At 60.6% G+C, this 24,211-nt stretch carries 26 protein-coding genes; 12 read left to right on the top strand and 14 right to left on the bottom strand.

The annotated features are described in order from the left end of the window. Window positions 1-3: 3 nt before the first annotated feature. Window positions 4-306, bottom strand: a complete 303-nt coding sequence (locus QEO92_RS26750; protein ID WP_227705045.1) for an ArsR/SmtB family transcription factor — start codon at window positions 304-306, stop codon at window positions 4-6. Window positions 307-353: 47 nt separating this feature from the next. Here QEO92_RS26750 and QEO92_RS26745 point away from each other — a divergent pair, with 47 nt between their 5' ends. Further along, a complete protein-coding gene (locus QEO92_RS26745) occupies window positions 354-1,295 on the top strand; it encodes a threonine/serine dehydratase (RefSeq protein WP_227705044.1) in 942 nt (313 codons plus the stop codon). Window positions 1,296-1,307: 12 nt separating this feature from the next. On the opposite strand, the gene QEO92_RS26740 is transcribed toward QEO92_RS26745, so the two are convergent. Beyond that, window positions 1,308-2,891, bottom strand: coding sequence for a peptide chain release factor 3 (locus QEO92_RS26740; protein WP_227705043.1), 1,584 nt, complete (start codon window positions 2,889-2,891; stop codon window positions 1,308-1,310). Window positions 2,892-2,981: 90 nt separating this feature from the next. On the opposite strand from QEO92_RS26740, the gene dut reads away from it, so the two are divergent. Further along, on the top strand, window positions 2,982-3,452 hold the full coding sequence (gene dut, locus QEO92_RS26735; RefSeq protein WP_227705042.1) for a dUTP diphosphatase: 471 nt from the start codon (window positions 2,982-2,984) through the stop codon (window positions 3,450-3,452). A gap of 45 nt (window positions 3,453-3,497) precedes the next feature. Here the strand turns inward: dut and QEO92_RS26730 are convergent, their stop codons facing one another. Continuing rightward, window positions 3,498-4,016, bottom strand: coding sequence for a Dps family protein (locus tag QEO92_RS26730; RefSeq protein ID WP_210047744.1), 519 nt, complete (start codon window positions 4,014-4,016; stop codon window positions 3,498-3,500). Between the two features lie 274 nt (window positions 4,017-4,290). Between QEO92_RS26730 and cysK the strand changes: the two genes are divergently transcribed. After that, a complete protein-coding gene (gene cysK / locus QEO92_RS26725; protein ID WP_037159335.1) occupies window positions 4,291-5,256 on the top strand; it encodes a cysteine synthase A in 966 nt (321 codons plus the stop codon). Between the two features lie 139 nt (window positions 5,257-5,395). Here the strand turns inward: cysK and QEO92_RS26720 are convergent, their stop codons facing one another. The 9 genes from QEO92_RS26720 to rsmI form a co-directional block, all read right to left on the bottom strand. Beyond that, a complete protein-coding gene (locus tag QEO92_RS26720; protein ID WP_227705041.1) occupies window positions 5,396-6,931 on the bottom strand; it encodes a YifB family Mg chelatase-like AAA ATPase in 1,536 nt (511 codons plus the stop codon). A 275-nt stretch (window positions 6,932-7,206) separates the two neighbouring features. Beyond that, a complete protein-coding gene (gshB, locus tag QEO92_RS26715) occupies window positions 7,207-8,157 on the bottom strand; it encodes a glutathione synthase (protein WP_227705040.1) in 951 nt (316 codons plus the stop codon). A gap of 74 nt (window positions 8,158-8,231) precedes the next feature. Further along, window positions 8,232-8,735 (bottom strand): cupin domain-containing protein, encoded by a 504-nt coding sequence (locus tag QEO92_RS26710; RefSeq protein ID WP_037159341.1) that lies wholly within the window; start codon window positions 8,733-8,735, stop codon window positions 8,232-8,234. Between the two features lie 105 nt (window positions 8,736-8,840). Next, window positions 8,841-9,941: a sn-glycerol-3-phosphate import ATP-binding protein UgpC gene (locus QEO92_RS26705; protein ID WP_227705039.1), complete on the bottom strand. Its 1,101-nt coding sequence runs from the start codon at window positions 9,939-9,941 to the stop codon at window positions 8,841-8,843. A gap of 2 nt (window positions 9,942-9,943) precedes the next feature. After that, on the bottom strand, window positions 9,944-10,792 hold the full coding sequence (gene ugpE, locus QEO92_RS26700; protein ID WP_227705038.1) for a sn-glycerol-3-phosphate ABC transporter permease UgpE: 849 nt from the start codon (window positions 10,790-10,792) through the stop codon (window positions 9,944-9,946). A gap of 9 nt (window positions 10,793-10,801) precedes the next feature. After that, on the bottom strand, window positions 10,802-11,686 hold the full coding sequence (gene ugpA / locus QEO92_RS26695) for a sn-glycerol-3-phosphate ABC transporter permease UgpA (RefSeq protein WP_227705037.1): 885 nt from the start codon (window positions 11,684-11,686) through the stop codon (window positions 10,802-10,804). Between the two features lie 98 nt (window positions 11,687-11,784). Next, on the bottom strand, window positions 11,785-13,107 hold the full coding sequence (ugpB, locus tag QEO92_RS26690) for a sn-glycerol-3-phosphate ABC transporter substrate-binding protein UgpB (protein ID WP_227705036.1): 1,323 nt from the start codon (window positions 13,105-13,107) through the stop codon (window positions 11,785-11,787). 111 nt (window positions 13,108-13,218) lie between these two features. Then, window positions 13,219-13,617, bottom strand: a complete 399-nt coding sequence (locus QEO92_RS26685) for a YraN family protein (RefSeq protein WP_227705035.1) — start codon at window positions 13,615-13,617, stop codon at window positions 13,219-13,221. Further along, window positions 13,610-14,518 carry a 16S rRNA (cytidine(1402)-2'-O)-methyltransferase gene (rsmI, locus tag QEO92_RS26680; protein ID WP_227705034.1) on the bottom strand — a complete coding sequence of 303 codons (909 nt, stop codon included), beginning with the start codon at window positions 14,516-14,518 and terminating at the stop codon, window positions 13,610-13,612. The genes QEO92_RS26685 and rsmI overlap by 8 nt, the downstream gene beginning before the upstream one ends. 262 nt (window positions 14,519-14,780) lie before the next feature. Between rsmI and dnaN the strand changes: the two genes are divergently transcribed. The 4 genes from dnaN (at window position 14,781) to pyrF (ending at window position 17,892) form a co-directional block, all read left to right on the top strand. Beyond that, complete coding sequence (gene dnaN / locus QEO92_RS26675; protein ID WP_037159353.1) at window positions 14,781-15,899, top strand: DNA polymerase III subunit beta; 1,119 nt, start codon at window positions 14,781-14,783, stop codon at window positions 15,897-15,899. Window positions 15,900-16,019: 120 nt separating this feature from the next. Beyond that, a complete protein-coding gene (gene pmtA, locus QEO92_RS26670; RefSeq protein WP_227705033.1) occupies window positions 16,020-16,613 on the top strand; it encodes a phospholipid N-methyltransferase PmtA in 594 nt (197 codons plus the stop codon). Next, on the top strand, window positions 16,610-17,203 hold the full coding sequence (locus QEO92_RS26665) for a histidine phosphatase family protein (RefSeq protein WP_227705032.1): 594 nt from the start codon (window positions 16,610-16,612) through the stop codon (window positions 17,201-17,203). The genes pmtA and QEO92_RS26665 overlap by 4 nt, the downstream gene beginning before the upstream one ends. After that, window positions 17,200-17,892 (top strand): orotidine-5'-phosphate decarboxylase, encoded by a 693-nt coding sequence (pyrF, locus tag QEO92_RS26660; RefSeq protein WP_227705031.1) that lies wholly within the window; start codon window positions 17,200-17,202, stop codon window positions 17,890-17,892. Before QEO92_RS26665 ends, pyrF begins: the two co-directional genes overlap by 4 nt. Here pyrF and QEO92_RS26655 read toward each other — a convergent pair. Further along, the gene (locus tag QEO92_RS26655; protein ID WP_227705030.1) at window positions 17,889-18,944 is read right to left on the bottom strand and encodes a right-handed parallel beta-helix repeat-containing protein; all 1,056 of its coding nucleotides are present in this window, start codon (window positions 18,942-18,944) and stop codon (window positions 17,889-17,891) included. The two genes, pyrF and QEO92_RS26655, sit on opposite strands and share 4 nt — an antisense overlap. Window positions 18,945-19,006: 62 nt before the next feature. On the opposite strand from QEO92_RS26655, the gene QEO92_RS26650 reads away from it, so the two are divergent. Together QEO92_RS26650 and QEO92_RS26645 are read left to right on the top strand one after the other, a co-directional pair. Further along, on the top strand, window positions 19,007-19,294 hold the full coding sequence (locus QEO92_RS26650) for a DUF1330 domain-containing protein (RefSeq protein ID WP_037159367.1): 288 nt from the start codon (window positions 19,007-19,009) through the stop codon (window positions 19,292-19,294). A 101-nt stretch (window positions 19,295-19,395) separates the two neighbouring features. Next, entirely contained in the window at window positions 19,396-20,376 is a 981-nt protein-coding gene (locus tag QEO92_RS26645) for a complex I NDUFA9 subunit family protein (protein WP_227705029.1), read from the top strand. 83 nt (window positions 20,377-20,459) lie between these two features. On the opposite strand, the gene QEO92_RS26640 is transcribed toward QEO92_RS26645, so the two are convergent. Beyond that, window positions 20,460-20,678 carry a hypothetical protein gene (locus QEO92_RS26640; protein ID WP_200884024.1) on the bottom strand — a complete coding sequence of 73 codons (219 nt, stop codon included), beginning with the start codon at window positions 20,676-20,678 and terminating at the stop codon, window positions 20,460-20,462. 265 nt (window positions 20,679-20,943) lie between these two features. Between QEO92_RS26640 and QEO92_RS26635 the strand changes: the two genes are divergently transcribed. The 3 genes from QEO92_RS26635 to QEO92_RS26625 all read left to right on the top strand — a co-directional run bounded on the left by QEO92_RS26635 (window position 20,944) and on the right by QEO92_RS26625 (window position 24,152). Further along, a complete protein-coding gene (locus QEO92_RS26635) occupies window positions 20,944-22,077 on the top strand; it encodes a TRAP transporter substrate-binding protein (protein WP_037159376.1) in 1,134 nt (377 codons plus the stop codon). A gap of 75 nt (window positions 22,078-22,152) precedes the next feature. Continuing rightward, window positions 22,153-22,737 (top strand): TRAP transporter small permease subunit, encoded by a 585-nt coding sequence (locus tag QEO92_RS26630; protein WP_037159379.1) that lies wholly within the window; start codon window positions 22,153-22,155, stop codon window positions 22,735-22,737. Further along, a complete protein-coding gene (locus tag QEO92_RS26625; protein ID WP_037159382.1) occupies window positions 22,734-24,152 on the top strand; it encodes a TRAP transporter large permease in 1,419 nt (472 codons plus the stop codon). Before QEO92_RS26630 ends, QEO92_RS26625 begins: the two co-directional genes overlap by 4 nt. Window positions 24,153-24,211 lie beyond the last annotated feature (59 nt).

The following is a 24,211-nucleotide window of genomic DNA, read 5'->3' as shown; positions in this document are numbered from 1 at the left end:
GGTCTACAAGCTTGCGAACAGGCCCTGCTTCAGTCCCGCTATCCGTTCCTCGTTGCGACGGTAGAAAATCCATTGCTTGATGCGCTTGCCGTGGACCAGTTCCGCCTGCACGAGAATGCGCATATGCTCGCTGAGCGTGGCAGGGGTTATGCCGAGCTTCTCGGCGATCAGCACCGCGCAGACGCCGTCTTCCACGAGGTCGCCATCCACCTGCGGCGGAAAATGCTCGCGCGGCTGCTTCAGCCATTCGAGAATCATCAGACGCCGATCGTTGGCGAAGGCTTTCAGGATATCGACGTCTTGCATTTTGGTATTTTGCCAAGTAACGAACTAAAGTCAATCCTGAGGCCCATATGTCCGTCGATCCTGTCACGCCAGAACGCATAGCCGAAACAGAGAAGCTCATCCGTCCGCATATCCGCCACACACCGGTGATGCGGGTCGACATGCGGGATTTCGGAGCCGGGGCCCTGCCAGTCGATCTGAAACTCGAACTTTTGCAGCATTCCGGCTCGTTCAAGGCGCGCGGCGCCTTCTCCAGCCTGCTGACCCGTGACGTTCCGCCGGCCGGCGTCGTCGCGGCATCCGGCGGCAATCATGGTGCTGCGGTGGCCTATGCGGCGATGCGGCTCGGCGTGCCCGCCACGATCTTCGTGCCGAGCGTCACCTCGCCCGCCAAGGCGGAGCGCATCCGCTCCTATGGCGCGGAACTCGTGATCGGCGGCGACCGATATGCGGATGCCCTGGCGGCCAGCGAGACCTATGTCGCCGAGAGCGGGGCTCTCGCGGTGCATGCCTATGACCAGGTGGAAACCTTGCTGGGCCAGGGAACGCTCGGAAAGGAGATCGAGGACGACCTGCCGGAAATGACGACGCTGCTCGTCGCCGTCGGCGGCGGCGGGCTGATCGGCGGCGTCGCCTCGTGGTTCCGCGGCCGGGTGAAGATCGTTGCGGTGGAATCCGACGGTGCGCCGACGCTTCACGAGGCCTTCAAGGCCGGCAGGCCGGTGGATGCCCCGGCCGGCGGCATCGCAGCCGACTCGCTCGCCCCGAGGCAGGTCGGCCAATTGATGTTTCCGATCGCACAGAAATATGTCGAACCGCCGGTTCTGGTTTCGGACGACGCGATTCTGGCCGCCCAGAAGGCGCTGTGGGCCGGCGCGCGCGTCGTGGCCGAGCCCGGCGGAGCGGCCGCCTTCGCCGCCCTTCTTTCCGGTAAATACGTTCCGGGCCTGGACGAACGCGTCTGCGTCCTCGTCTGCGGGTCGAACACGACTGCCGTCAGGTTCGATTGAGGTCCGAAAATATCACGCCGCCTTGGCGACGTGATATTCCTTGATCGCGGCCATCCTGATCGCCGGATAACGCTCGCTCTCATAGCGCAGCGAAAAGCCGTCCTGCGCCAGATAGACCGGATCGCCATCAAGATCGCGGGCGATATCGCCGCGATGGGTCGAGAGGAATTTTTCCAGCTCGGCCGGCTGGTCCGCCGCGATCCAGCGGCAGACAGAGAAACGCGACATTTCGAAGGAGACCGGCAGGCCGTATTCAGCCGCAAGCCGCTCCTTCAGCACATCGAGCTGCAGCGCGCCGACGACGCCGACGATCGCCGGCGAGCCGTCTTCCGGCGAAAAGAGCTGCACGACGCCTTCTTCCGCCATCTGCTGCAGGGCTTCCTTCAGCTTCTTCGCCTTCATGGCATCCTCCAGCCGCACGCGGCGGAGAATTTCCGGCGAGAAATTCGGCACGCCCTGGAAGACCAGCGGCTCGCCTTCCGTCAGCGTATCGCCGATCCTGAGTGTCCCGTGGTTCGGAATGCCGACCACATCGCCGGCATAGGCAGTATCCGCCAGCTGCCGCTGCGAGGCGAAGAAGAATTGCGGCGCCGTCAACCCGAGCTGCTTGCCGGTGCGCGACAGGCGCGCCTTCATGCCGCGCTCCAGCTTGCCGGAGCAGACGCGGGCGAAGGCGATGCGGTCGCGATGGTTCGGGTCCATGTTCGCCTGGATCTTGAAGACGAAGGCCGTCATCCGGTCCTCCGCCGCGTGCACCTTGCGGATATCGGCCACTTGGTCGCGGGGTGGCGGCGCAAATTCGCCGAGTGCCTCGATCAGATCGCGGACGCCGTAGTTGCGGAGCGCCGAGCCAAAGAAAACCGGCGTCATATGACCTTCGAGGAAAGCCTGGCGATCGAAGGGCCTGCAAGCCTCGATCGCCAGTTCCGTCTCTTCGATGAACGCCGCACGCTCGTTTTCCGGCAGACGGTCGGCCACACTCTGCGGGCCGTTGACCGGCGTCACAGTTACCTCGGTGTCGGAACCGCGCACCGTATTATCGGCGAGATGGTAAGAGCCGCAGAAGGTCTTGGACCGGCCGATCGGCCAGGTGATCGGCGCGGTATCGAGTGCCAGCTTCTCCTCCACCTCGTCCAGTATCTCGAAGGGGTCGCGGCTTTCGCGGTCCATCTTGTTGACGAAGGTGATGATCGGGATGTCGCGCATGCGGCAGACTTCGAAAAGTTTCAGCGTACGCGGCTCGATGCCCTTCGCGGCATCGATGACCATGACGGCGGCATCCACCGCCGTCAGCGTGCGGTAGGTATCGTCGGCAAAATCCTCGTGGCCGGGCGTATCGAGGATGTTGAAGACATTGCCGCCATATTCGAAGGTCATGACCGAGGTGACGACCGAGATGCCGCGCTCGCGCTCGATCTTCATCCAGTCGGACCGCGTCTGGATGCGGTCTTTCTTGGCCTTCACCTCGCCGGCAAGCTGGATCGCGCCGCCGAAGAGCAGCAGTTTTTCGGTGAGAGTCGTCTTGCCCGCGTCCGGATGGGCAATAATCGCGAATGTGCGACGGCGGGCGACCGCCTCGGCAATGGTTTCGGGCATCGTGCAAATCCTGTGAATTGCCGGCGTATCTAGCGACTAAAGCCCGCCATTGCAATTGACCTCCCGGCTGACGGAGCAAAGTAATGCGTCATGAACATGCACGCCCCCTCCTCACCGAAACTCAATCTGATCCGTCTGCCGCATGGCGACGGCCTCGATCTGCCGTCCTATGAGACCGCCGGCGCGGCCGGCATGGACCTTCGCGCCGCCGTCGGGGAAGGTTCGCCGCTGGCGATCGCGCCGGGCAGGCGCGCGCTGGTGCCGACCGGCTTCATCTTCGAAATACCGGATGGTTTCGAGGCGCAGGTGCGGCCGCGCTCCGGCCTTGCCTTCAAACATGGCATAACCTGCCTCAATACGCCCGGCACCATCGACAGCGACTATCGCGGTGAGGTGAAGGTGCTCTTGATCAATCTCGGCGACGAGGATTTCGTCATCACCCGCGGCATGCGGATCGCCCAGATGGTAATTGCGCCAGTGACCCAGGTCCGCATCGAGGAGATCGCCGAAGCGACCGAAACCGCCCGCGGCTCCGGCGGCTTCGGATCGACCGGCGTCTGAGGCCGGAGCCAATCCGCAAGCGCCTGCAAGGATTATCCCGGCAATTCACTTTTCGCGGCGGGTTGTCTCGAAGAGGAACCAGGTGCGGCGCTCCGCTTCATCGATCCAGTTCTCGATCAGGCTGGCGGTCGCCACGTCGTTATGCTCATCGCAGAGGTCGTGCGTTTGCCGCATGAGGGCGATCAGCTGCTTGTTGTCTTCCCTGAGCTCCGCCAGCATATCCTCCGGCGTCACGAAATCCGCGTCGTTGTCGGGGATGCGCTGCAGCCGGGAAATATGGCCGATCGAACGCAGGGTCGTGCCGCCGATCTTGCGGGCGCGCTCGGCAACGTCATCCGTCATTGCGAAAATCTGCTCTGCCTGCTCGTCGAGAAGCAGATGGTAATCCCGGAAGTGCGGACCGGACATATGCCAGTGGAAATTCTTGGTCTTGAGGTAAAGTGAAAAGACATCGGCGAGCAGCGTCGTGAGCGCTGCGGCGATATCCTTCACGGCGTTCGTTCCGAGATCTGAGGGCGTGGCGAGCGGAGCAAGCTTGCGGTTCCTGGCAGCATTATCAGGCATGGATTATCCCCTTCAAGATCGAGCATGGGCCGCCTTTCGGTGCCAGCGATCTGAAATTAAAGTGCCCTCTGCCGGCGCTTTTTCAATAGCTGTCCATCCCTATTTCGGCGGGGATTTTCCAAAACGCCCCGCTGTTGCGAAAAACTCTCCGCATCGAGCTCTCTTCCTGCATCTTTTTTCTCTCCGACAGACGCAGGGAAGATCAATGCGGCTGGTCTCCAGTGCTCTTTGGACCTATCTTCCTGCATCAGAACGACTTGTCAGGGAGAACACCATGTCGGAACAGAAACCGGGCCGCGGCCGGATCTATTCATCGATCACCGAAACGATCGGCGATACACCCATCGTGCGGCTGGATAAGCTCGCGAAGGAAAAAGGCGTCAAAGCCAATTTGCTTGCCAAGCTGGAGTTCTTCAATCCGATCGCTTCCGTCAAGGACCGCATCGGTGTGGCGATGATCGAGAGCCTCGAAGCCCAGGGCAAGATCACACCCGGCAAGACCACGCTGATCGAGCCGACCTCTGGCAATACGGGCATCGCCCTTGCCTTCGCCGCCGCCGCGAAAGGCTACAAGCTGATCCTCACCATGCCGGAGACGATGTCGATCGAACGCCGCAAGATGCTGGCACTGCTCGGTGCCGAACTGGTGCTGACCGAAGGGCCGAAGGGCATGAAGGGCGCGATCGCCAAGGCGGAAGAGCTCGCCGCCTCGTTACCCGACGCGGTCATTCCGCAGCAGTTCGAGAACCCTGCCAATCCGGAAATCCATCGCAAGACAACGGCCGAGGAAATCTGGAACGACACCGACGGCAAGGTCGATATCTTCGTCTCCGGCATCGGCACGGGCGGTACGATCACCGGCGCCGGACAGGTGCTGAAAAGCCGTAATCCGGATCTCAAGGTCATTGCCGTCGAGCCCGAGGAATCGCCCGTGCTTTCCGGCGGCCAGCCCGGGCCGCACAAAATCCAAGGGATCGGCGCGGGCTTCGCCCCAAAGATTCTCGATACCTCGATCTACGACGAGGTCGTCACCGTCAACAGCGCGGAAGCCATGGAAATGGCCCGCCTCGTCGCCAGACTTGAAGGTGTTCCCGTCGGCATCTCCTCCGGTGCAGCACTCACCGCTGCCATCGAAGTCGGCAGCCGGCCTGAAAATGCCGGCAAGAACATCGTCGTGATCATCCCCTCCTTCGCCGAACGTTATCTCTCGACGGCACTGTTCGAAGGGCTGGGTGGGTGAAACGAGCGAATAGTGAGTAGTGAATAGTGAGTAGTGAGTAGTGAGTAGTGAGTAGTGAGTAGTGTCGCAGGCAGATCGCAGCACATAAACTCGATGAAAGCACTATTCACTACCGACTAATCACTGCTCACTACAGCAATCACGCCGCCGCATTCGTGAGCCGTTCGCCAGCCATGCGGTAGGAGATCGCTTCGGCGAGATGGATGCGGCCTACCGTATCCTTGTTGTCGAGATCGGCCAGCGTGCGCGCCACCTTGAGCACGCGGTGGTAGCCGCGGGCGGAAAATTTGAGCTTTTCGGCAGCATCCCGGAGCAACTGCAATCCGTTCGGGTCCGGCTCGGCGAACTTCTCGATCAGCGATGTCGAGCAGCGGGCATTGGTGAGGACGCCCGGACAACCGGCGCCCGCGAAACGTTCCTGCTGTCTTTCGCGAGCCGCGGCGACCCGCTTTGCCACATCAGCACTCCTTTCCGCCGACATCGGGCGGATCAGGTCGGCGGCTGATACCGCCGGCACGTCGATCCGGATGTCGATACGGTCCATCAAGGGGCCGGAAATTCGCGCCTGGTAGTCGGCGGCGCAACGCGGCCCGCGCGCACAGGTATGGCCGGGTTCACCCGCCATGCCGCAGCGGCACGGGTTCATGGCAGCAACGAGCTGGATGCTCGCCGGATAGGAAACCCGGTGGTTGGCTCTGGCAATCACGCACTCGCCCGTTTCCAGCGGCTGGCGCAGCGCATCGAGCGCCTGGGGCGAAAACTCCGGGAACTCATCGAGAAAAAGCACGCCGTGATGAGCGAGCGAAGCCTCGCCCGGCCTGGCGCGCAGGCCGCCTCCGACCAGCGCCGCCATCGTCGCCGAATGATGCGGCGTGCGATAGGGCCGACGGTCCGAAAGCTTGCCGCCGGAAAGCTGGCCGGCGATCGAATGGATCATCGAGACTTCCAGAAGCTCGGCTGCCGACAGCGGCGGCAGGATGGAAGGAAGCCGCGCCGCCAGCATGGATTTCCCGGAGCCGGGCGGGCCTGCCATCAAGAGATTGTGTCCGCCGGCCGCCGCCACTTCCAGCGCCCGCTTGGCGCTTTCCTGCCCCTTGATATCGGCGAGATCGGGGAGATTGGCCGGCATCGCCCGGATCGCCGGCTGCGGTCGCGAGATCACCTGGGTACCACGGAAATGATTGGCAAGCGCAATCAGGCTGCGCGGGGCGACGATATCGATATCCGCGCCCGCCCAAGCCGCTTCTGCACCGCTATCGGCCGGGCAGATCAGACCTTTTCCCATCGCGTTGGCACCGATCGCCGCCGGCAGGGCGCCGGTCACCGGCGCCAGCGTTCCGTCGAGATTGAGTTCGCCGATCACCACGTAATCGGTCAGCGCATCTGCGGGTATTGCACCCAGTGCCGCCATCAACCCAAGCGCAATCGGAAGATCGAAATGCGATCCCTCCTTAGGCAGATCTGCCGGCGCCAGATTGACCGTCACCTTCTTCGGCGGCATGGCAAGCCCCGAGGCATGCAGCGCCGCCTGCACCCGCTCTCGACTTTCCGCCACCGCCTTGTCCGGTAGACCGACGATATGCATGTTCATCTTGCCCGGCCCGACCATCACCTGGACGTCGACCGGAACCCCCTCGATCCCCTGGAATGCAACCGTACTGACGCGTGCAACCATTTTAACTTGCCCCCAAGCCCCTGACTGAAGCACCAGCGATTACACGCCTTCCGCGCCAGCGATTGCAATCTGGCATGGAACAAGGAATAAAACAAGAACATTAGACGAACAATTTCGCGCCGCCGCTGCAACGAGATTGCAGCCAGTTGTATTGACGGAACAAAGACGATCCGGATCCGAAACGGCGGCGGCTCAACCTTCACGAAATCATGAGGCCGCCTTCTTTTTGTGCAATTTCGAATGAGCGAACCCTCGCCCTTTCCGGAATTGCTTTATCAGCCGCGTTTTTCTTCGATTGCATCCCAAAGAAGGCTTGCGACATCGGCGCCGCCGAACTTCTTCACTTCGCGGATGCCGGTCGGGGACGTGACGTTGATCTCGGTCATGTAATCGCCGATCACATCGATGCCGACGAAAAGGAAGCCGCGCTCGCGCAGCGCCGGACCGATGCGGGCACAGATTTCCTCTTCCCGCGCGGTGATCTCGACGGGTTCCGCGCGGCCGCCGACATGCATGTTGGAACGGCTGTCGTGCTCGGCCGGCACGCGATTGATCGCCCCGACCGGCTTGCCGTCAATCAACAGGATACGCTTGTCGCCCTTGCGCACGGCGGGCAGATAGGCCTGTGCGATGAAGGGTTCGCCGCGATACATCTGGTTGAACATTTCCAAAAGCGAGGAGAAATTGCGATCGTCTCGGGCGGAATGGAAGACGCCGGCCCCGCCGTTGCCGTAGAGCGGCTTCAGGATGATGTCGCCCATTTCTTCGCGGAAGCGCGCAATCTCGGCTACATCGCGGGAAATCAGCGTCGTCGGCATCAGGTCGGCAAATTCCGTGACGAAGATCTTTTCCGGCGAATTGCGCACCCAGGCGGGGTCGTTCACGACGAGTGTCTTCGGGTGAATGCGCTCGAGCAGATGCGTCGAGGTGATATAACCCATGTCGAAGGGCGGGTCCTGGCGCAGATGGATGACGTCCATGGCGGAGAGATCGATACGCTGCCTGTCGCCAAGCGTGAAGTGGTCGCCCTTGATGTCACGCACCGAAAGCGGCTCTACGGCGGCGAAGACCTTGCCATCACGCATGCTCAGCCGGTCGGGCGTATAATGAAAAAGCTCATAGCCGCGGGCCTGCGCCTCGAGCGCCATGGCAAAGGTGGAATCACCGGCGATATTGATGCCGGAGATATGGTCCATCTGAAATGCGACTTTGCGGATTCTCGCCATGACTTCAGCCCCTCAAAAAGTGCCCGCCTGATGTAGGACGGCGGACACTCAAAGGCAACCGGTCAAAGCGACCATCAGCCGGCGAGGCCGACCTGGCCCCTGGGACGCAGCATGTTGCGCAGGCGGTAGAGAAATGCGAGCGGCGCGGGAAACGGCTTGCGCAGGAAGGCGATCTTCCTGACATAGTTGTCAATGTGCCAGGTCGCCCAGGTGCCGCCCTTGAAATAGGCGACGTCGCCGGCACGGAGAACGCGCTGTGTGCCATCCTCCGCGGTCACATGCACCTCGCCTTCGAGGATGACCACCGTCTCGTCCCAGCCGAAGAACCAGCGGAAGGTGCCCGCCGTGCAATCCCACACGCCGGTCGCAGCGCATTCGTCCTCAGCCTTCGAGTGGGAAGCGGCCCGCGCCTGCGGATTGCCGGCAATCACCCAGCTCGGCTCGATCGGAAGCGGCGCCATTTCCAGGGAATCCGGGCAGGCGCCGATAAAGGGTTTTGCCGTGGACGGTTCCGGCGCATAGGATTTGTATCGGACGGCGATGGCCGTCGCGGCCGCCGCCAGGATTTGCCAGCTCATGTTGCCCCCTTGGCTGTCAGGTCCAGGGGACAGTAGCCGCAAAGCGTAAGCCGGTCGTTCAGACCGACGCTACAATTTTAGCGATAGGCCCGATTTCAAGACCGATCAGGCCACCGGCTCGACCGGCGCGAATTTCGCCTCGGCCGGAACTTTGCCGGGAAGGCGCCTGCCGGTATCCGCGGCAAAGAAGTGCAGACGCCTCGCATCGACTGCAATGCGCATCTCGGGCGTGAGTTCGGTCTCGGGCGAGACGGCGACGGTAACCTGCTGGTCGCCCACGGCGCCGTGAATGAGACGCTGCGAGCCCAACTCTTCCGTATATTCCAGGCGGAACGGCAACGCTTCCTGACCCTCGCGTGCAACTCGCATATCTTCGGCGCGGACCCCGACCGTAACGGGACCGGAGGCGGGCGCGAAACCATTGAGGCCGATCACCGACGGGCCGATCGCCAGCCTGTCGCCATGCAACTCGCCCTTGACGAGGTTCATGGCCGGGGAGCCGATGAAGCTCGCCACGAAGGTGGACGCCGGCGCATGATAGACTTCCAGCGGCGCACCGATCTGCTCGATCCTGCCTCCATTCAGCACAACGAGGCGATCAGCCAGCGTCATCGCCTCCAGTTGATCATGGGTCACATAGATCGAGGTGGTGCCGAGGCGGCGCTGGAGGCGCTTGATCTCGCCGCGCATGGAAACGCGCAGCTTGGCATCGAGGTTGGAGAGCGGCTCGTCGAAGAGGAAGGCCGCCGGCTTGCGCACGATGGCACGGCCCATGGCGACGCGCTGGCGCTGGCCGCCGGAGAGCGCACGCGGCTTGCGGTCGAGATACTGGGTGATCTCCAGCATGCGGGCAGCCTCGGCGACACGAGTATCGATCTCGGACTTCGGCGTACCACGGTTCTTCAGGCCATAGGCAAGGTTGTTATAGACAGTCATATGCGGATAGAGCGCATAGTTCTGAAACACCATGGCGATGTCGCGATCCGCCGGTTCGACATTGTTGACGACCTTGGAGCCGATCTTCACCTCGCCTTCGGAAATCGTCTCGAGCCCGGCAACCATGCGCAGAAGCGTGGACTTGCCGCAACCCGACGGGCCGACCAGCACGATGAATTCGCCATCGGCGATGTTCAGCTTGATGTCGGTGACGGCGCGCACGCCTCCGGAATAGACCTTGCCGACATTTTCAACATCGATGGAAGCCATTGTTATTTCTCCGTTTCGACAAGGCCTTTTACGAACAGGCGCTGCATAAGGATGACGACGAGGACAGGCGGCAGCATGGCGAGTATCATCGCCGCCATCACGAGATTCCACTGAGGATCGCTATCGGCAACGGCTGCCAAGCGCTTGATCGCCATGACGATCGTATAGTAGCGGCTGTCATTCGTGATCAGCAGCGGCCACAGATACTGAATCCAGCCGTAGATAAAGAGTACCACGAAAAGCGCTGCGATATTCGTGCGGCTGAGCGGAAGCAGGATGTCCCGAAAGAATTTCATCGGGCCTGAACCATCCACGCGTGCGGCCTCCATCAATTCGTCCGGGATGGTCAGGAAGAACTGCCGGAAAAGGAACGTCGCGGTGGCTGACGCAATGAGAGGAATGGTGAGACCGGCATAGGAATTCAACATTCCAAGATCCGCCACGACCTTGAACGTCGGCACGATGCGGACCTCAACCGGCAGCATGAGAGTGATGAAGATCAGCCAGAATGCCAATAACCGAAAAGGAAACCGGAAATAAACGATCGCATAGGCCGATATGATCGAGATGGTGATCTTTCCTACCGCGATGATGATTGCCATCAGCAACGAATTGCCGAGCAGGATCCACAGCGGCGGCGCCCCGGCGCGAGACATGCCTCCCGTCAACATCTGACCGTAGTTTTCCATCAGGTGCGAGCCGGGAAGAAGCGGCACGACGCCGGACAGGAAGTCCGAAGGCCCCTGGGTCGAAGCGATGAAGGCAAGATAAACCGGAAAGACGACGACAATGACACCCAGGATCAGAACGAAATGGGTGAGGAACGTCAGGAACGGGCGGTTTTCAACCATTTGCGCCTCCTAATACTGGACACGCCGCTCGACCCAGCGGAACTGGACGGCGGTCAAAGCTATGACAATCAGCATCAGGATGACGGACTGGGCCGCAGACGAACCGATGTTGAGCCCGAGGAAGCCGTCCGCATAGACCTTGTAGACCAGCGTATTGGTCGCACCCGCCGGACCTCCGCCTGTGGAACCGTCGATCGTGCCGAACGTCTCGAACATGGCGTAATTGATATTGATGATCATCAAGAAGAAAGTCGTAGGCGAAAGGAGTGGAAAGACGATCGTCCAGAACCTCTTGAATGGCCCGGCCCCATCAATTGCCGCCGCCTCGACCAGTGACTGCGGCACCGATTGCAGACCGGCAACGAAAAAAAGAAAATTGTACGATATCTGCTTCCAGCTTGCTGCCAGAATAATGAGGATCATTGCATCTGCGCCATCGACACGATGGTTCCAGCTGATGCCCAACCTCGCAAGCAGATAAGGCAGGATGCCTATGGTCGGATTGAACATGAACCACCACAGGACGCCCGCAACGACGGGAGCCACCGCATAGGGCCAGAGGAGCAGGGTGGTGTAGACCCGCCCGGAACGCAGCAACCGGTTGACGGCGACGGCGAAGAGCAAGGCGAGGCTCATGGACAGCAAGGTGACAGACACTGCGAAGATCGCCGTCCGACCGAGTGAATTCAGGTATTCAGGGTCCTCAAAAAGCTGAAGGTAGTTGTCGAACCAGATAAATGTGGTGCGGAAACCAAAGGGATCCTCGCGTTCGAATGACGATTTCACTGCCTGCCCGGCCGGCCAGAGGAAGAAAACCGTGGTCACAGCCAACTGCGGCACAAGCAGCAGATAAGGCAGCAGTTTATTCTGGAAGATCGTACGCTTGGTCTGCATGAGGAAAATATCCGGATCCCGCTCGTTGCGTCAGCGCCTGAAAATCTCCAATCAGGAAAGGGCCGGACGTAGCCGGCCCTTTCCCATTGAATGAGAGATCAGTTATTTGCAGCTTCGAAGTCGCGCAGGATCTTGTTACCGCGAACAACGGCATTATCGAGAGCTTCCTTGGCCGTCTTCTTGCCGGCCAGAAGCGCTTCGAATTCGCTGTCGATAACATCACGCACCTGGGTCAGATTACCGAACCGGATGCCCTTCGAATTTGCTGTCGGCGTGCCGCGGGTGATCTGCTTGATCGCCACGTCGGAACCCGGATTCTTTGCATAGTACCCCTGCTGCTGGCCGAGCTCGTAGGCAGCATTGGTAATCGGAAGATAGCCGGAGAACTGGTGCCAGTCCGCCTGGACTTCCGCTTTGGAAAGGTAGGTGAAGAACTTGGCAACGCCCTTGTAGACATTCGGGTCCTTCTGGCCATTGAGCACCCAGAGCGTGGCGCCACCGATGATCGAGTTCTTCGGTTCGGCAATCGCGTCGTCATAATAGGGAAGCGGCGCAAAACCGACCTCGAAACCCTTGGCATTCAGCATGACGCCGGCGCGAGAAGCGGAAGAATTCATGTAGATCGCGCATTCCTGGGCATAGAATTTCGGCGGAGCATCGTTGCCGCCGACCGGGCCACCGTATTGGAAGAGACCTTCATCCGCCCATTTCTTCAGGTTCTCCCAGTGACGGGCCTGCAGGTCGCCGTTGAAGGTGAACTCGGTCTTCAGGCCGCCGAAGCCGTTTTCCAGCGTGCCATAAGGCTTATCGTGAATTGCCGAAAGATTTTCGAGCTGGACCCAGGAAATCCAACCGGAGGTGAAACCACATTTCGCCGCACCGGACGAAACGATCTTCTTGGAGAATTCTTCGACTTCCTTCCAGGTCTTCGGGGCGACTTCTGGATCAAGGCCCGCCTTTTTGAAGACATCCTTGTTGTAGTACATGATCGGAGTCGAGGAGTTGAACGGCATCGACAGGATGTTGCCTTCCGTGTCGGAATAATAACCCGTCACGGGCGTGAGGAAGCCTTTCGGATCCCAGGGCTCCTTGTTGTCGGTCATCAGCTTATAGACGGGGTAGACGGCGCCCTTGGCTGCCATCATCGTGCCGGTGCCGACTTCGAAGACCTGCACGATTGCTGGCTGCTGACCGGCGCGGAAGGCGGCGATGGCTGCTGTCAAGGTTTCAGGATAGGTACCTTTGAAGACGGGAGTCACATGATACTCGGTCTGGCTCTCGTTGAACTTCTTGGCGATCCCCTCAAGCTTCTGTCCCAGTTCCGCGCCCATGGCGTGCCACCAGGTGATCTCCGTCGCCGCAAGCGACGACGACGCGGACAGTGCAACCGCAACAGCGGCCATCGAAAGTTTCTTCAACATGAAAAAAGTCCTCCACCTTGATTGGTGCCGGCCCCGAATAGGGTCCTCCCATGACACCAACTTTACAGTTTTATGTCAGTTTTTTAACAGAACAAGGATCAAGGCCATTTATTAGAACGCATCCGGATAATGCCGTGGCAAACGACCCCGCCGAATGGCGACAATGTCGTAACGCTGAGACAGGCGCGCCGCGTCCTTCCGCTTCGCCAGCCATAGATCGCTGGCCGCCCGGATCCGCTTCTGGGCGACATAGCCGACCGCATCGATGGCCTCCTGCTCGCCGGCCCGCGCCTTCACCTCGACAAAGGCGACCAAATCACCCTTGCGGACGATGAGATCGATCTCGCCGAGCCTCGTGCGATGGCGGATCGAAAGGACCCGGTAGCCCTTGGCCATGAGGTAGAATGCGGCCAGATATTCCGAGACATGCCCCCATCGCTGGGCTTTCTGCCGTTCAGCTTTCAGGCGCACTGCCCTGCGGCGTTTCAGGCCGGCGCCGTCCTCAGCCACCGTTCTCGCCCTTCAGTACCAGAAGCCGCTGGTAGAGGTCCTTGCGGGGAAGGCCTACGAGGCGGGCCGCCTCGGCCGCCGCCCTTCCGGTCGGCATCGTGGCGGCAAGCTCGCGCAGCAGCATGTCGACCTCTACGGCCCCCGGCGCTTCCTCGGCTTCCGGCGGCGCCAGGAGCAGCACGATTTCGCCCTTTACCACGCGATCGTCATGATAGTAGGCGGCGAGTTCCTCCAGCGTGCCGCGGCGGAACTCCTCGAAGGTCTTCGTGAGTTCCCGGCACACGCAGGCACGCCGGTCTCCACCCAGCACGTCGGCGGCCGCAGCAAGCGTCGCGCCGATGCGGTGCGGCGATTCAAAGAAGATCAGCGTCGCCGGCACTTTCGAAAGCTCCGCCAGCCGGTCTCGCCGGCCCTTGTCCTTGACCGGCAGGAAGCCGGCGAACAGGAAAGCATCGGACGGCATGCCGGAGCCGACAAGTGCGGCGAGCGGCGCGGACGCGCCGGGGATCGGCACCACCTTGCGGCCTGCCTCGATCGCCATCTGCGCCAGCCGGTAGCCGGGATCGGAGACGAGCGGCGTCCCGGCATCGGAGACGAGCGCCACGGATTTTCCCTCCTCCAGGGCGGCAAGCAGTTTCGGCCCCGCCTCATCGGCGTTGTGCTCATGATAGGCGAAAGGCCTGTTGACGATGCCATAACGATCGAGCAGTACGCGGGTGACACGGGTATCCTCGCAGGCGAGAACATCGACGCCGGCCAATGTTTCCAGAGCCCGCAGCGTCATATCGCCGAGATTGCCGATCGGGGTCGCGACCAGATAGAGCGCCGGCTCCAGAGGCCGGGCGGGCACGAACGTATTGGCGACGCGATAGCCGCGCTGGTTTTTCAGGTCATCGGTCACAGGGCATCAGGCAAGGTTCGTGGACATGGAGGTTCTTTATGATGAAGCCGACCCGCTTCGGCAAGTAAAGGCGAGCCAAGTTTTCTGTGTGCAGGGCAGGCGGCAAGGTGGAAATGCCGCAATGACATCTCGTTAACCTCTTGCTTTTCGCCGCCGATCTCTGCCATTTTGCCCGTCCACATCATCAGGCTGGCACTCAGCCGGCAGAATATCAGGAGGTCCGGCGCAAGCCGGATCGCCACGGTCGAAAGCGATAGCGTCCATGCGTATTACTCTTGAGCGGTCCAACCTCTTAAAGTCGCTGAACCACGTGCATCGTGTGGTCGAGCGGCGGAACACGATCCCGATCCTTTCCAACGTGCTGATGCGCGCTTCCGGCAATAGCCTGGATCTTAAGGCGACCGATCTCGATCTGGAAATCACCGAAGCCGTGCCGGCCATGGTCGAGAATGCCGGTGCGACGACGGTTCCCGCGCATCTGCTTTACGAAATCGTCCGCAAGCTGCCCGACGGCTCCGAAGTGCTGCTTGCCACCACACCAGACGGCGGCTCGATGACCGTGCAGTCCGGCCGGTCGAAATTCTCGCTGCAGTGCCTGCCGGAATCAGATTTTCCGGATCTGACCGCCGGCAGTTTCACGCATACCTTCAAACTGAAGGCGAGCGATCTGAAGATGCTGATCGATCGCACGCAGTTCGCGATCTCCACCGAGGAGACCCGCTATTATCTGAACGGCATCTTCTTCCACACGATCGAAGCCGGCGGTGACCTGAAGCTTCGCGCCGTCGCCACCGACGGGCACCGCCTCGCCCGCGCCGATGTCCAGGCACCGTCCGGCTCCGAAGGCATGCCGGGCATCATCATTCCGCGCAAGACGGTCGGCGAACTGCAGAAGCTGGTCGAGGACCCGGAAACAATCGTCACCGTTGAACTGTCGGATGCCAAGATCCGCCTGACGATCGGTACGATCGTGATGACTTCGAAACTGATCGACGGCACTTTCCCGGATTATCAGCGCGTCATTCCGACCGGCAACGATAAGGAAATGCGCGTCGATTGCGAGAGCTTCACCAAGGCCGTAGACCGCGTCTCGACCATTTCCTCTGAACGAGGCCGGGCGGTCAAACTGTCGCTCACGGACGGCCAGCTCCTCTTGACTGTCAACAACCCGGATTCCGGCAGTGCTACGGAAGAAGTCGCCGTCGGCTACGACAGCGACCCGATGGAGATCGGCTTCAACGCCAAGTACCTGCTCGACATCACGGCGCAGCTTTCCGGCGAAGATGCAATCTTCATGCTGGCGGATGCGGGGTCGCCAACGCTGGTGCGCGACACGGCGGGGGATGACGCACTCTATGTGCTGATGCCGATGCGCGTCTGATCATTCGGGCGGCTGGAAAACTCCAGCCGCCTTTTTCTTGGTTTTTGCCCGCTGCGACATTTTCTCTTGCTTTTGCGGCATGCGGGTCCACATAGGGGCCGAAAGGGAGAGGACATATCCATGGAATTGCGCCTGAAGGAACGGCTTGGCCGCAAGTTCGACGAGGAAATCCGGTTCTTCAAGGGCTGGATAGATGGCCCGAAAAGGGTCGGCGCGATCTGCCCCACCTCTTCCATCACCGCCGGGCGTATGGCAAGCATCGTCGATACGACATCCTGCCTGCCGGTCCTCGAACTCGGGCCTGGCACCGGCATCATCACCAAGGCGATCCTGAAGCGTGGCATTGCGCCGGAGAATCTCGTTTCGATCGAATATTCGACCGATTTCTACCAGCATCTGGTTCGCACGTTTTCGGGCGTGAACTTCATCAACGGCGACGCCTTCGATCTCGAACGCACGCTCGGCGCCTGGAAGGACAAAACCTTCGACAGCGTTGTCTCTGCGATCCCGCTCCTGAGCTTCCCCATGGAGCGCCGTATCGCGCTTCTGGAAGATCTTCTCGGCCGCATTCCCGCCGGCCGGCCGGTCATGCAGATCACCTACGGTCCCGTCTCACCGATCATCGCGAACCCGGATCGCTACCGGATCAGACATTACGATTTCGTGGTCCGCAACATTCCGCCGGCCCAGCTCTGGACCTATAGCCGTCCATGACATTCGGCCTCTACATCACCCACCCGCAGATCAGGATCGATCCGGATGTGCCTGTGCCGCAATGGGGATTGTCGGAGGTGGGCCGGGCGCGTGCCGAACAGGCCTCACGTTCCGGATGGGCAAGGAAACTCGGGCGGATCATCTCCAGCGATGAAACGAAGGCGATCGAAACGGCCGAAATTCTCGCTACGGCTTCCGGTATCGCAGTCGAAACCGCGCATGACACGCATGAGAACGACCGTTCGGCGACCGGTTTCCTGCCGCCATCAGAATTCGAGAAGGCGGCCGACTGGTTTTTCGCCCACCCGGATCAGAGCTTCAAGGGCTGGGAACGCGCCGTCGACGCGCAGGCTCGCATCGTCTCCGCCGTCAACCGTATCCTTGCCGATCACGATCCCAAAATGCCCATCGCGTTCGTGGGCCATGGCGGCGTCGGGACGCTGCTGAAATGCTATCTGGCCGGCAGGCCGATCGGTCGCGATCGCGACCAGCCGCCAGGCGGCGGAAATCTCTTCTGTTTCGGACTTGCGGATCGAGCTGTCTCATGCGAGTGGACACCCATCGAGACATGGGAAGGAATCAGGGCATGAATGCGCGTGACCGTCTGATCGTCGGCCTCGACATCCCCACAACTGCCGAGGCGGAGAAAATGGTCGCCACGCTCGGCGACGCGGTCTCCTTCTACAAGATCGGCTACCAGCTCGCCTTTGCCGGCGGCCTCGAATTCGCCAGCGATCTCATCAAGGACGGCAAACAGGTCTTCCTCGACATGAAGCTGCTCGACATCGACAACACGGTGGCGAAGGGTGTCGAGAACATCGTCAAGATGGGCGTCACGATGCTGACCCTGCATGCCTATCCGAAGGCGATGCGCGCCGCCGTCGCGGCAGCGAAAGGCTCCGATCTCTGCCTGCTTGCCGTCACCGTCCTGACCTCGATGGACGAGGCGGACCTGACGGATGCCGGCTACGAATATGACCCGCATACGCTGGTGCTGCGCCGGGCCGAACAGGCGCTTGCCGCGGGCATGGGCGGTATCGTCTGCTCGGCGGAAGAAGCCTCTGCCGTGCGCAAGATCGTCGGTACCACCATGGCGGTCGTGACACCCGGCATCCGGCCTGCCGGTTCGGACGTCGGCGACCAGAAGCGGGTGATGACGCCGGCCGATGCGCTTCGCGCCGGATCGAGCCATCTCGTCGTCGCCCGGCCGATCGTCAAGGCACCGGACCCGAAGGCCGCGGCCGAAGCCATTCTCACCGAGATGCAGAGCGTCCTCTAACGATTGTCCGAAACCGTATTGTGTTCGTCGTGATCGACGATCAGCTGCGGGCTACCGCCCGGCAGGCGGTTGCCGGTAACAGTATTGTATTGCGCATGGTCGAGGGCGCTGAGACTGCTGCCGAACGGACGGTCCGGCCGCGAGAAACAATATGAGCGTGAGCCCTGCCGGCTGCCGAGCCAGACCGCCGGCCGTGCCGCCCAGAAATTCACGTAGCGGAACGTGTTTCTGGCAATCACGTTGTGTTCCGGCGCCTGGTGGCGGATCGTGCCGCCCTCGCCGCAATTGCGGTAAAGGAAGATGCCGCCCTTGATCGGGTTCTCGAACGTGTTCTGATCGATCCGGTTTTCCGCCGAACCGTCGACCGCGATCATCTCTCGCCGGGTGGTGCGGATATCGAACGTGTTGCCGACGATGCGGTTGCGAGCCGATTCCGCATCGAGATAGATCGCCGTCGCGGACGCGCTGCCTGTGAAGCGGGAATTCTCGACCGCCATCCCCGTGACACCCGGCGCCGCATAGAGCGGGATGGTGCCATTTCCCACGAAGGTGACGTTGTCGAACGTTATTCCACTTGGCGCCGCAGCCTGTGCTCTTTCGGTATGTCCGGTCTGCAGGGACGACAGACGCACACCCTCCGCCTCTCCGTTTCGCCCAAGACCCTGGATGCGCACGTCACCCTTGATGATGCAGTTGCGGATACGGATATTCCGCGGCACGTCCCAGCCGCCACCCTGCTTGCGCAAGGACCGGATGAGCAGGGTTCGCGCTTTCGCCGCTGTCCCGTCAAGCGTCGCGCCGTCGCAATCGAGCGTCACGTCCGAGGCGGCGCCGCCTGAAAAGGCGATCGGCATGGTGATGACGTCGGTCCCGGCGAGTTTCAGATTGCAGATGATCTCGACCGGCTTCGAAGCCGTCGAAGCCGGTGCATCCAAGGCCGCATGGATTTCCGCCCCGCAGGCAGCCGCTGCCGCATGTGCAGGGGCCGAGCCCGCAAGCAGCCAGAGGGCGGCGGAGGCGGCCGGAGCCAGATATCGTGCGGTGCTCTTCATATTGACTTGCCCGAGGATTTGCCTGAAGTCAGCATATCGAAATGCGCATTGGAGGAGATTTCATGGCCAAGGGATACTGGATCGCCCGCGTCGATATCCGAGACCCGGAACGGTACAAGGATTATGTGGCAGCCGCCAAGGTCGCCTTCGACAAATACGGCGCTAACTTCCTTGCCCGCGGCGGCGCCTTCACCGAGCTGGAAGGCAAGGCGCGCGCCCGCAACGTGGTGATCGAGTTTCCCTCGATGCAGGCCGCCGTCGACTGCTACAACTCGCCCGAATATCAGATCGCCGCGAAAATCCGCCAGGAAGTTGCAGATGCGGAAATGGTCGTCGTGGAAGGCATTTAAAGAGAGGACAACAATCGCAGGTGCGGCAGCGAGACACTTCCACCCGCGTCACGATTCGGCTAAACAGCTCTCAACTTCCCAATCGGCTCCCGGAGCATGCCATGACCATCAACAATCTTCCGCCACTCGTTACCGTTTTCGGAGGATCGGGTTTTGTCGGGCGGCATGTAGTGCGGACGCTCGCAAAACGGGGTTATCGAGTGCGGGTGGCCGTACGCCGCCCGGATCTCGCAGGCTTCCTGCTGCCGGCCGGTTATGTCGGGCAGATCTCCCTCGTCCAGGCCAACCTTCGCTATCGCCAGTCTGTTTCCCGGGCGGTCGAAGGTGCTTCCCATGTCGTGAACTGCGTCGGCATCATGTTTGAGACCGGCCGCAATACGTTCGACGCCGTGCAGGACTTCGGTGCCCGTTCGGTTGCCGAAGCGACCCGCGCCGCAGGTGCCAAGCTCACCCATATTTCCGCAATCGGCGCCGACCCGAACTCGCAGTCGTCCTATGCCCGCACCAAAGGCCGCGCAGAAGCGATGATCTTCTCGCTGCTGCCGGATGCGGTGATCCTGCGCCCGTCGATCATGTTCGGTCCGGAAGACAGCTTCTTCAACAAATTCGCCGCCATGGCGCGGATTTTCCCTGCCCTCCCGCTTGTCGGCGGCGGCAACACGAAATTCCAGCCGGTCTATGTCGAGGATGTCGCCGAAACCGTCGCCCGTTCCGTCGACGGTGCGATCGCCCCAGGCAAGATCTACGAGCTTGGCGGTCCGGAAGTCATGACCTTCCGTCAATGTCTCGAGACGATGCTGCGCATCACGAATCGGCAGAACAGGCTGGTTTCACTGCCCTCCGGCATCGCGTCGCTGATCGGCAGCATCGCCTCGCTCATCCCCTTCGTGCAGCCGCCGATCACGCCCGACCAGGTGAAGCTTCTGAAGGTGGACAACGTGGTTTCCGATGCCGCCGTGAAGGAAGGGCGCACGCTCGAAGCCATCGGCATCCGCCCGACTCTCGCCACATCGATCCTGCCTTCCTATCTGGTGCAGTACAGGCCGCAGGGCCAGTACACACGCTCCGGCCGGGCCGCCTGATATTTTTACTAAATTAGCCAACACTTTGCCTCGCCGGAACAGCTCCCTGTTCGCTCAAAAAGCGGGCATGCCCTTGTTTCCGCTTATCTTTCAGGCATGATCTGTGGCACAAACGCCGCAGTCACCGAAGCAGTCGCGTTAACGGCGGGTTCAGCAAAATCCTTTATTGAATTTATCGAATGCGAGCAATAAAGCTCCTGCCGAGATAGATACTCAACCGTGACGATCAAATCCTCTTCCGAAAGGCGTTTCTCCATGGGCAAGCCCATCGCGCTCTTTTTTGCGTGCGCAGCACTGATCATTCTCGCGGGTTCGTTCATGGCCCCGAGGACTGGCGCAGCCGGCAAAATCGAATGCACGCCGGCCTATGGCGTCGATCCGTGCAGCACGGCATCGGTCCAGCCCGCCCTCCAATAATCTTTCCGATTGCACAGCGCTCATCTTTACACGCAATCAACGATCGTTTGATGGCAAAATGTTGCACGCCTGTATTGAGTTGTCTGTGTTTTTCCTGAATACTTCTTCTGGGAGAAGGGCAATGGCCTGCCCAACCGGGAGGAGAAATCAATGGACACGCACGAAAAGAAGGCGCCGACGCGCCGGTCTTTCCTGAAAATAGGCGCAACCGCAAGTGGGGTTGCGGCGGGTAGTTTGGCAGCACCCGCGGTTCTTGCACAATCCCCGATCGTGATGAAGATGCAGACCTCCTGGCCGGCATCGGATATCTGGATGGACTTCGCGCGCCAATACGTGGAGCGCGTCGAAGCCATGTCCGCAGGCAGATTGAAGATCGATCTTCTGCCGGCAGGCTCCGTGGTTGGCGCCTTCCAGGTGCTCGATGCCTGCCACGACGGGGTCATCGATGCGGCCCATTCCGTCTGCGCTTACTGGTACGGCAAACACAAGGGCGCTTCCCTGTTCGGTACCGGGCCGGTTTTCGGCGGCTCGGCCACGACAATGCTGTCGTGGTTCTATGCCGGCGGCGGCGCAGAATTCTATCGCGAGCTCCAGCAGGACATCCTGAAACTCGATGTCGTGGGCTTCCTCGGCTTCCCGATGTTCGCCCAGCCCTTCGGCTGGTTCAAGAAGGAAGTCAATACGGTCGCCGACGTCAACGGCTTCAAATACCGTACAGTTGGTCTGGCCGCGGACCTGATGCAGGCAATGGGCATGTCCGTGGCGCAATTGCCGGGCGGCGAAATCGTGCCTGCCATGGAGCGTGGTGTCATCGATGCTTTCGAGTTCAACAACCCCTCGTCGGACATCCGCTTCGGTGCGCAGGACGTAGCCAAGCACTACTATCTGTCGTCCTATCATCAGGCATCGGAGAGCTTCGAATTCCTGTTCAACAAAGATTTCTACGAGGACCTGCCGCCGGATCTGCAGGCAATTGCCCGCTATGCCGTCGAGGCCGCGTCAACGGCCAACACGGCTTCGGCCATGGATAATTATTCGGCCGACCTGCTGAAGCTTCGGGACGAGCATCAGGTGAACCTGCACCGGACGTCCAAGGAAATCCTCGATGCCGAGATCAAGGCCTGGGACGACCTGATCGTTGAACTCGAAAAGGACGAGTTCATGAAGCGGGTGCTTGACAGCCAGCGGGCATGGGTCGACCGCGTCACCTTTTTCGAGCTCATGGCATCCCCCGATTATGCCCTAGCGTACAATCACTATTTCCCGGGCAAGATAAACCTCTGACGGTAGCCGGCGCAGTGCCAAACGGCAGGAGCTTTCCGCTCCTGCCGCCCTCACGCAAATGGGAAAACGTCATTCATGCGGGCATTCATCCGGTTCGCCGATGCAACGTCGGCTTGGTTCGGCAAGGCATTTGCCTGGCTCATCGTGCTCATGACGTTCGGCACGAGTTACGAGGTTTTTGTCCGCTACATTGTCGGACGTCCGACTCCCTGGGCACTGGATGTATCCTTCATCATGTATGGAACGCTCTTCATGATGGGCGGCGCCTATACGCTTTCCCGCGGCGGGCATGTTCGCGGTGACTTCCTCTATCGCCTGTGGAAGCCGAGAACACAGGCGATCGTCGATCTCATCCTGTACTTTCTCTTCTTCTTCCCGGGCATAACGGCCCTGATCTTCTCGGGTTGGAAATATGCGTCGAGATCGTGGAGCTACGGCGAGGTCAGCGTCAACAGCCCGGCCGGCATTCCGATCTACCAGTTCAAGACCGTCATGGTGGCGGCCGGACTTCTGCTCTTCATTCAAGGGATCGCACAAGTCCTTCGCTGCATCCATTGCATTCGCACCGGGGACTGGATGCCGGCTGCCGACGATGTCGAGGAGACAGAAATTCTACTCATCAAGGAAAAGCAGGCCGAGCTTTCAGGAGATCAGGCATGACCGATCCACAAGTCGCGCTGCTCATGCTTGGCCTGTTCATCTTTATCGTTTTTCTCGGCTTTCCGATCGCCTTCAACCTGATGGCCCTGGGCATCGGCTTCGGCTATTACGCGTATTACGATCCGAACCGCATGTGGCGGGCCTATAACCGGCTCGATGAAAGTGCCGGCTGGGGGGAAAGCATCAGGCTTTGGGTCGAAGGCTTCTTCAACAATCGCATCTTCGACCTCTTCGTCAACCAGACCTATACGGTGATGGCGAACGACGTCCTGACCGCCATCCCGCTCTTTCTGTTCATGGGCTATATCGTCGAACGCGCGAATATCGTCGACAGGCTTTTCAACACTCTCAATATCGCTTCGAAGAATGTGCCGGGATCGATGGGGGTCGCGGCGCTTATTACCTGCGCGCTTTTTGCGACGGCGACAGGCATCGTCGGCGCCGTCGTCACACTGATGGGCTTGCTTGCATTGCCGGCCATGCTGAAGGCGCGTTACGACAAGTCCTTCGCCTCCGGGATCATTTGCGCCGGCGGAACGCTTGGTATCCTGATCCCCCCTTCGATCATGCTGATCGTCTATGCCGCAGCATCAGGGGTCTCGATCGTGCGGCTCTATTCCGCGGCGCTGCTGCCGGGCTTCACGCTTGTGGGGCTTTATCTCATTTACGTGGTCGGGCGCTCGATTCTTCAGCCGAGCGTGGCACCACGACCGACCGCAGAGGAGGTGCCCGACGTACCCCTTGGACGGGTCATGGTGATGATCGCGACCTCCTTTTTCCCACTCGCTTTCCTCATCCTCGCCGTGTTGGGTTCGATCCTTTTCGGGCTGGCAACCCCGACCGAGGCTGCTTCCATCGGCGCGCTGGGCGGTATCGTGCTCGCCATCGGGTATCGGGCATTCACGTGGGAAAGAATGCGCCAGAGCGTCTACCTTACGGTCCGGACGACCGCGATGGTCTGCTGGCTGTTCGTCGGATCCTATACCTTCTCTTCCGTATTTTCCTATCTCGGAGGGGAGCAGGTCATATCGGAATTCGTGCGGGGACTCGACCTGACTCCGTTCCAATTCCTGCTCCTGGCGCAGCTCATCATCTTTCTCTTGGGATGGCCGCTGGAATGGTCGGAGATCATCATCATCTTCGTTCCCATCTTCCTGCCGCTGCTCAGCCTGTTCAACATCGACCCGCTTTTCTTCGGCATTTTGGTAGCGCTCAATCTGCAGACTTCGTTCCTGACACCGCCCATGGCGATGTCAGCCTATTATCTCAAGGGGATCGCGCCGCCGGAGGTGCGGCTGACACAGATATTCAACGGCGTACTGCCATTCGTGCTGATGGTCTTCATCTGCATGACGCTCATGTACCTTTTTCCGCAGATCGTGTTCTATCTCCCGGAGGCTGTCTATGGACGATGAACGGAATTTCCTCGGTCGGCATGGAGCGGGACGCCCAGAGACGGCAGGACCGTAGCAAT

It is taken from the genome of Neorhizobium petrolearium, from assembly GCF_029854435.1.
GTDB lineage: Bacteria > Pseudomonadota > Alphaproteobacteria > Rhizobiales > Rhizobiaceae > Neorhizobium > Neorhizobium petrolearium.
Note: the sequence above shows the minus strand (reverse complement) of the source record. Positions and strands in the feature narration are given on the sequence as shown.

Excerpts from the sequence above, each read along its gene's own strand:
- cysK (WP_037159335.1), top strand. The coding sequence starts at position 4,291 with ATGTCGGAACAGAAACCGGGCCGCGGCCGGATCTATTCATCGATCACC.
- QEO92_RS26710 (WP_037159341.1), bottom strand. The coding sequence starts at position 8,735 with ATGAGCTGGCAAATCCTGGCGGCGGCCGCGACGGCCATCGCCGTCCGA.
- QEO92_RS26635 (WP_037159376.1), top strand. The coding sequence starts at position 20,944 with ATGGACACGCACGAAAAGAAGGCGCCGACGCGCCGGTCTTTCCTGAAA.
- QEO92_RS26745 (WP_227705044.1), top strand. The coding sequence starts at position 354 with ATGTCCGTCGATCCTGTCACGCCAGAACGCATAGCCGAAACAGAGAAG.
- dnaN (WP_037159353.1), top strand. The coding sequence starts at position 14,781 with ATGCGTATTACTCTTGAGCGGTCCAACCTCTTAAAGTCGCTGAACCAC.
- QEO92_RS26640 (WP_200884024.1), bottom strand. The coding sequence starts at position 20,678 with ATGATCAGTGCTGCGCACGCAAAAAAGAGCGCGATGGGCTTGCCCATG.
- dut (WP_227705042.1), top strand. The coding sequence starts at position 2,982 with ATGAACATGCACGCCCCCTCCTCACCGAAACTCAATCTGATCCGTCTG.
- QEO92_RS26750 (WP_227705045.1), bottom strand. The coding sequence starts at position 306 with ATGCAAGACGTCGATATCCTGAAAGCCTTCGCCAACGATCGGCGTCTG.
- QEO92_RS26740 (WP_227705043.1), bottom strand. The coding sequence starts at position 2,891 with ATGCCCGAAACCATTGCCGAGGCGGTCGCCCGCCGTCGCACATTCGCG.
- ugpA (WP_227705037.1), bottom strand. The coding sequence starts at position 11,686 with ATGCAGACCAAGCGTACGATCTTCCAGAATAAACTGCTGCCTTATCTG.
- ugpE (WP_227705038.1), bottom strand. The coding sequence starts at position 10,792 with ATGGTTGAAAACCGCCCGTTCCTGACGTTCCTCACCCATTTCGTTCTG.
- ugpB (WP_227705036.1), bottom strand. The coding sequence starts at position 13,107 with ATGTTGAAGAAACTTTCGATGGCCGCTGTTGCGGTTGCACTGTCCGCG.
- QEO92_RS26625 (WP_037159382.1), top strand. The coding sequence starts at position 22,734 with ATGACCGATCCACAAGTCGCGCTGCTCATGCTTGGCCTGTTCATCTTT.
- QEO92_RS26630 (WP_037159379.1), top strand. The coding sequence starts at position 22,153 with ATGCGGGCATTCATCCGGTTCGCCGATGCAACGTCGGCTTGGTTCGGC.
- pyrF (WP_227705031.1), top strand. The coding sequence starts at position 17,200 with ATGAATGCGCGTGACCGTCTGATCGTCGGCCTCGACATCCCCACAACT.
- pmtA (WP_227705033.1), top strand. The coding sequence starts at position 16,020 with ATGGAATTGCGCCTGAAGGAACGGCTTGGCCGCAAGTTCGACGAGGAA.
- QEO92_RS26720 (WP_227705041.1), bottom strand. The coding sequence starts at position 6,931 with ATGGTTGCACGCGTCAGTACGGTTGCATTCCAGGGGATCGAGGGGGTT.
- QEO92_RS26650 (WP_037159367.1), top strand. The coding sequence starts at position 19,007 with ATGGCCAAGGGATACTGGATCGCCCGCGTCGATATCCGAGACCCGGAA.
- QEO92_RS26730 (WP_210047744.1), bottom strand. The coding sequence starts at position 4,016 with ATGCCTGATAATGCTGCCAGGAACCGCAAGCTTGCTCCGCTCGCCACG.
- QEO92_RS26655 (WP_227705030.1), bottom strand. The coding sequence starts at position 18,944 with ATGAAGAGCACCGCACGATATCTGGCTCCGGCCGCCTCCGCCGCCCTC.
- QEO92_RS26665 (WP_227705032.1), top strand. The coding sequence starts at position 16,610 with ATGACATTCGGCCTCTACATCACCCACCCGCAGATCAGGATCGATCCG.
- QEO92_RS26705 (WP_227705039.1), bottom strand. The coding sequence starts at position 9,941 with ATGGCTTCCATCGATGTTGAAAATGTCGGCAAGGTCTATTCCGGAGGC.
- QEO92_RS26645 (WP_227705029.1), top strand. The coding sequence starts at position 19,396 with ATGACCATCAACAATCTTCCGCCACTCGTTACCGTTTTCGGAGGATCG.
- gshB (WP_227705040.1), bottom strand. The coding sequence starts at position 8,157 with ATGGCGAGAATCCGCAAAGTCGCATTTCAGATGGACCATATCTCCGGC.